The organism is Bradyrhizobium macuxiense (assembly GCF_007993935.1).
GTDB classification, from domain to species: domain Bacteria; phylum Pseudomonadota; class Alphaproteobacteria; order Rhizobiales; family Xanthobacteraceae; genus Bradyrhizobium; species Bradyrhizobium macuxiense_A.
This window is the reverse complement of record NZ_VITY01000012.1, coordinates 312,195-318,194: the sequence shown is the minus strand read 5'-3', so window position 1 is coordinate 318,194 and position 6,000 is coordinate 312,195. Positions and strand designations below refer to the sequence as shown.

Sequence of the window (6,000 nt, the reverse complement as noted above, 5' to 3'; positions counted from 1 at the left end):
CGCAGGGACGACACGGAGTTTGCTGCACATCCTTGCCGCGTCTTTGCGACGGAGAGTCCCGGGCGCTGTTCGGCGATGTCTTGAGCGACACATATAGCGGCCACCAATTCCGCTGTCGTCCCTGCGAACGCAGGGACCCATACGCCGCGGCTTCTGTTGTGAACGGGACTCGTCGTTCCAGCGTAGCTCGACAATCTGCATCGGTGGTTATGCTCCCTGCTTTCGCAGGGACGACACGGAGTTTGCTGCACAACCTTGCCGCCTCATTGTGACGGCAAGAATGAGTGCTCACCGTAGGCTGGCGTTGATCTTGTCCAGCACGGCTGAGCCGGGGCACAGCGCCTGCTCGTCCATCGTGTTGAGCGGCGTCTCGACGGTGTCGAGATGGGTGTGCAAATCCTCGGCATCCGGATCGACATAGAGCAGGCCGGTGACGATCTGGCCCTTGGCCGCATGCTTCTGCAGGAACGTCATCGCGCCCAGTCGATCGTGCGGATCGTAGTCGGCGTCGAGCTTGCGCAGCGCGAGGCGCGAGCCGTCATGCTGCTCGACCACCTGCACGGTGCCGGGCGCGTAGTCGACGCTGATCGGATCGCGGCCGACCAGCACGTCGAGCCGGTTCACCGCGTCGTTATGCTCGCGGACATAATCGAAGCTCTTGGTCGAGCCGGCGTGGTTGTTGAAGGCGATGCAGGGGCTGATCACGTCGATGAAGGACGCGCCCTTGTGGCGGATCGCAGCCGCGATCAGCGGCACCAATTGCGTCTTGTCGCCGGAGAAAGAGCGCGCCACGAAGGTGGCGCCGAGCTGCAACGCGATCGCGACCAGGTCGATTGCATTGTCGGTGTTGGTGACGCCCTTCTTGGACTTCGAGCCGCGGTCGGCGGTCGCGGAGAACTGGCCCTTGGTCAGGCCGTACACGCCGTTGTTCTCGACGATGTAGGTCATGTTGACGGCGCGCCGGATCGAATGCGCGAACTGGCCGAAGCCGATCGAGGCGGAATCGCCGTCGCCGGAGACGCCGAGATAGATCAGGTCGCGGTTGGCGAGGTTGGCGCCGGTCAGGACCGACGGCATGCGGCCGTGCACCGAGTTGAAGCCGTGCGAATTGCCGAGGAAGTAGTCCGGTGTCTTCGACGAGCAGCCGATGCCGGAAATCTTCGCCACCCGGTGCGGCTCGATCGAAAGCTCGTAGCAGGCCTCGATGATCGAGGCGGTGATCGAATCGTGGCCGCAGCCGGCGCACAACGTCGAGATCTTCCCCTCGTAGTCGCGATGGGTATAGCCCAGCTCGTTCTTCTTCAGGCCGGGATGATGGAACTTCGGCTTTGCAATGTAGGTCATGTCACGGCCTTGCGGAGAGGGGTCACCTTGAGATGATCCTGGTGGTCGCCGATCGCGTTGGCGATGAAGCGCGCGGTGATCGGCGTGCCGTCATAGTGCAGGATCGGCACCAGGCGGACGGGGTCGATGCCGTTCTCGTTGACGATCAGCTGGCGCAGCTGGGCGTCGCGGTTCTGCTCGACGACGTAGACGAAATCGTGGTCGGCGATGAAGCTCGCGACGCTGGAGTGGAACGGGAAGGCGCGAATGCGCATGCGGTCGAGCTGATGGCCGCGCGCCTCCAAGATCCCGATCGCCTCGTCCATCGCGGGCGCGGTCGAGCCGAAATACAGCACGCCGTATTTGGTCGGCTTTGCCGCATTGGCCTGCAACGGCCGCGGCACCATGTCCTGCGCGGTCTCGAACTTGCGCACCAGGCGCTGCATGTTGTCGGCGTAGACGGCGCCTTCCTCGGAATAGCGTGCGTAGCGGTCGCGCGAGGTGCCGCGGGTGAAGTAGGAGCCCTTGGTCGGATGCGTGCCGGGATAGGTGCGATAGGGGATGCCGTCGCCGTCGACGTCGAGATAGCGGCCGAAGTCGCGGCCTTCCTCGAGCATCTCCGCCGTCATCACCTTGCCTCGGTCGTACTGCTTGGCGTCGTCCCACTTCAGCGGGCGGCACAGCCGGTGGTTCATGCCGATGTCGAGATCGAGCATCAGGAAGATCGTGGTCTGCAGCCGCTCGGCGAGGTCGAAGGAGGCGGCGGCGAACTCGAACGCCTCGGCCGGATCCTCCGGAAACAGCAGCACGTGCTTGGTGTCGCCGTGCGAGGCATAGGCGCAGGCGATCACGTCGCATTGCTGGGTGCGGGTCGGCATGCCGGTCGAGGGGCCGGCGCGCTGGATGTTCATGATCACGGCCGGGATCTCGGCGAAATAGGACAGGCCGATGAACTCGGTCATCAGCGAGATGCCCGGACCCGAGGTCGCCGTGAAGGCCCGCGCGCCGTTCCAGGAGGCGCCGATCACGATGCCGATCGAGGCGAGTTCGTCCTCGCCCTGCACGATGGCGTATTTCGCCTTGCCGGTCTCGGGATCGTGGCGATACTTCTTGCAATGGCTGGTGAAGGCTTCCGCCACCGACGATGACGGCGTGATCGGATACCAGGCGCACACGGTGGCGCCGCCATAGACGGCGCCGAGCGCGGCGGCGCTGTTGCCTTCCATGAAGATGCGGTCGCCGACCTTGTCGGACTTCTTCACCCGCAGCCCGAGCGGGCATTTCAGGTTCTGCAGTGCCCAGTCGCGGCCGAGATGCAGCGCATGGACGTTGGAGGAGAGCAGCTTCTCCTTGCCCTTGTACTGCTCGCCGATCAGCTGCTCGACCACCTTGGGATCGAGGTCGAGCAGCGCGCAGAGCGCGCCGAGATAGATGATGTTCTTGAACAGCTGACGCTGCCGGGGATCGGTGTAGGTCGAGTTGGTGATCGCGGTCAGCGGCACGCCGATGACAGTGATGTCCTCGCGGAATTTCGACGACGGCATCGGCTTGGTCGAATCGTAGAACAGATAACCGCCGGGCTCGATCGAGGCGACGTCCTTGTCCCAGGTCTGCGGGTTCATCGCCACCATCATGTCGACGCCGCCGCGGGCGCCGAGATGGCCGTCCTCGGTGACGCGCACCTCGTACCAGGTCGGCAGGCCCTGGATGTTGGAGGGGAAGATGTTGCGTGGCGAGACCGGCACGCCGTGACGCAGGATCGAACGCGCAAACAGTTCGTTCGCGGAAGCCGAGCCCGAACCGTTGACGTTGGCGAAGCGGACGACGAAGTCGTTTACGCTGCTGATCGGGCTTTGGACTGACATGTTGATCCCGCTTGAACCATATCGATGAGGTACTTCTGCATGTCCCAGGCGCCGGTCGGGCAGCGCTCGGCACACAGTCCGCAATGCAGGCAGACGTCTTCGTCCTTCACCATGACGCGGCCGGTCTTGAGGTCGCCGGAGACGTAGAGCGCCTGGTCGTGATGCGGCGAGGGCGCCTTCAGGCGCTGCCGCAAATCGTCCTCCTCACCGTTCTCGGTGAAGCTGATGCAGTCCATCGGACAGATGTCGACGCAGGCGTCGCATTCGATGCAGAGCGGCGTGGAAAACACCGTCTGCACGTCGCAGTTCAGGCAGCGCTGCGCCTCGCCGAGCGCGAGCTTGAGGTCGTAGCCGAGCTCGACCTCGGCGCGGATATCCTTCAGCGCCACCACCTTGTCGCGATGCGGCACCTTGAAGCGCTTGTCGGCGGAGATGTCGTTGTCGTAGCTCCACTCGTGGATGCCCATCTTCTGCGAGGAGACGTGCACCTCGGGCAGCGGACGCTCGTTGATGTCCTCGCCGGACAGCATCTTGTGGATCGACAACGCGGCATCATGGCCGTGCGCCACCGCCCAGATGATGTTCTTCGGCCCGAACGCCGCATCGCCGCCGAAGAACACCTTCGGATTGGTCGAGGCGAACGTCTTGGGGTCGACCTTCGGCATGTGCCACTTGTCGAACTCGATGCCGCAATCGGCTTCGATCCAGGGGAACGCATTCTCCTGGCCGACGGCAACGAGCACATCGTCGCAGGGGATCGTCTCGTCCGGCTCGCCCGAGGGCACAAGATTGCGCCGGCCCTTGTCGTCGTATTCGGCTCGCACCTTCTGGAAGATGACGCCGATCAGCTTGCCGGCCACATGCTTGAACGCCACCGGCACCATGTAGTTGAGGATCGGGATGTCCTCGTGGATGGCGTCTTCCTTCTCCCACGGCGAGGCCTTCATTTCCTCGAAGCCGGAGCGGACGACCACCTTGACGCTCTCGCCGCCGAGGCGGCGCGCGGTGCGGCAGCAATCCATCGCGGTGTTGCCGCCGCCGAGCACGATGACGCGGCGGCCGATCTTGTCGACATGGCCGAACGAGACGTTGGCCAGCCACTCGATGCCGATATGGATGTTGGCGCCGGCTTCCTTGCGGCCGGGAATGTCGAGCTCGCGGCCGCGCGGCGCGCCGCTTCCGACGAAGATCGCGTCATAGTTCTCGGAGAGCAGCTGCTTCAGGCTGTCGACGCGCTGGCCGCCCTTGAACTCGACACCGAGGTCGAGAATGTAGTCGGTCTCCTCGTCGATCACGCTGTCAGGCAGGCGGAATTTCGGAATCTGGCTCCGCATCATGCCGCCGGCCTTGGGATCGCCGTCGAACACGGTGCAGTGATAGCCGAGCGGCGCGAGATCGCGCGCCACCGCCAGCGAGGCGGGGCCGCCGCCGACCAGCGCGATGCGCTTGCCGTTCTTCGGCCCGGGCTTCGGCAGCCGATGCTTGATGTCGTCCTTGAAGTCGGCGGCGACGCGCTTCAGGCGGCAGATCGCGACCGGATTGTCCTCGACCCGGCCGCGGCGGCACGCCGGCTCGCATGGACGGTCACAGGTGCGCCCGAGAATCCCGGGGAACACGTTGGACTGCCAATTGATCATGTAGGCGTCGCTGTAACGCCCCTCAGCAATCAACCGGATGTACTCGGGAACAGGGGTGTGTGCGGGGCAGGCCCATTGGCAATCGACTACTTTATGAAAGTAATCCGGCGCCGAGATATCAGTCGGTTTCATTCCTACCTTTGACCCGCGCGAAAATGCCTACCCGCGCGGCCTTATCGTTGACGACGAACGCTCACGTGGCGTTGTTCTGGTTTTTGAATTGGATCATAGGCTTATCTTATTAGAGCCGTTCCAGAGAAGGCAAAGGCTAAATTGTCTGACCATCGGCTTTCGCGCGGCTGATACGCGTGTAGCGTTAATCTCGATTGCGTTATGTGGCGGTGCAGCATGCGCGCACCGCCAATCTGCGTTGCTATCCGCGCGGAAGATCGCTCTTCGCGACATCCCACAGCAATCGATAGACGCCGCTGGTGACCACCAGCGGCTTCAAGGCAGCGTTGCCCGTGATGGCAGCCGCGGCCGCAGGGATCGCGCTGACATCGGTGGCGTCGATCAGCACGAACCAGTCGCCGGCGCCGGGATCGGCTTTTTCGGCGTCCGGCGTGAGCGGCTTCGACAGCACGGGATCGTTTTCCAGGAGATGCATCGAGATGATGCCGTCGCGCGAGGCTGGATCGAGTTGCTCCCGCAATGCAGCGCGGAGCCTGTCCGCTCCTTCGGCCGGCGGACGGAGGCGGATGATGCCGAGCGCCGCGCCTCGGCCGACGCCGCGGCTGATCGTGATGCGCGCCACCCCGCGGATCATGTTCTGGAAGCGCGCGATGTTGGCCTTCGACCAGTCGGTCTGGTTGGCCAGCGCCTTGCGGTAGGCCGGGCTCTCGAGCACGTCGAAGGTCGTGGTGGAGTAGAGGCTGAGATATTTCGGCCTGCCGTGATGGGCGGCGTAGCGGCGGGCCTCCTCGAATCCGTCGATGGCGACACGTTCTTGGAGATGCTCGCGGTCGTACCAGCGGTTGAATTCAGCTTCGTGTAAGCTGTCGATATCCATCGAGGTCAGCAGCATGCCTTGTCCGGCGATTGGCATCGGGGGCTCCTTCTTTGCCTTGTTTTATCTGTACAATATCGCCGACCGGTGCGGGCCGGGAAGCCGGTTCCGAGGTGCCCGAGACCGTGCAGACCAAGGATTGCCACAATTGCCGCAATCCTGTTCAGCG

4 protein-coding genes are annotated in these 6,000 nt (G+C 63.8%); all 4 read right to left on the bottom strand.

Annotation, left to right across the window (positions count from 1 at the left end; translation table 11 throughout):
* Positions 1-288: 288 nt before the first annotated feature.
* The 4 genes from FBZ93_RS29590 to FBZ93_RS29575 all read right to left on the bottom strand — a co-directional run bounded on the left by FBZ93_RS29590 (position 289) and on the right by FBZ93_RS29575 (position 5,870).
* Entirely contained in the window at positions 289-1,344 is a 1,056-nt protein-coding gene (locus FBZ93_RS29590; protein WP_146990860.1) for a 2-oxoacid:ferredoxin oxidoreductase subunit beta, read from the bottom strand.
* The gene (locus FBZ93_RS29585; RefSeq protein ID WP_167529264.1) at positions 1,341-3,188 is read right to left on the bottom strand and encodes a 2-oxoacid:acceptor oxidoreductase subunit alpha; all 1,848 of its coding nucleotides are present in this window, start codon (positions 3,186-3,188) and stop codon (positions 1,341-1,343) included. Before FBZ93_RS29585 ends, FBZ93_RS29590 begins: the two co-directional genes overlap by 4 nt.
* Positions 3,158-4,957: an FAD-dependent oxidoreductase gene (locus FBZ93_RS29580; RefSeq protein WP_146990856.1), complete on the bottom strand. Its 1,800-nt coding sequence runs from the start codon at positions 4,955-4,957 to the stop codon at positions 3,158-3,160. Before FBZ93_RS29580 ends, FBZ93_RS29585 begins: the two co-directional genes overlap by 31 nt.
* A gap of 241 nt (positions 4,958-5,198) precedes the next feature.
* Complete coding sequence (locus tag FBZ93_RS29575) at positions 5,199-5,870, bottom strand: DUF4286 family protein (RefSeq protein WP_146990854.1); 672 nt, start codon at positions 5,868-5,870, stop codon at positions 5,199-5,201.
* Positions 5,871-6,000: the final 130 nt, after the last annotated feature.

Excerpts from the sequence above, each read along its gene's own strand:
- FBZ93_RS29580 (WP_146990856.1), bottom strand. The coding sequence starts at position 4,957 with ATGAAACCGACTGATATCTCGGCGCCGGATTACTTTCATAAAGTAGTC.
- FBZ93_RS29575 (WP_146990854.1), bottom strand. The coding sequence starts at position 5,870 with ATGCCAATCGCCGGACAAGGCATGCTGCTGACCTCGATGGATATCGAC.
- FBZ93_RS29585 (WP_167529264.1), bottom strand. The coding sequence starts at position 3,188 with ATGTCAGTCCAAAGCCCGATCAGCAGCGTAAACGACTTCGTCGTCCGC.
- FBZ93_RS29590 (WP_146990860.1), bottom strand. The coding sequence starts at position 1,344 with ATGACCTACATTGCAAAGCCGAAGTTCCATCATCCCGGCCTGAAGAAG.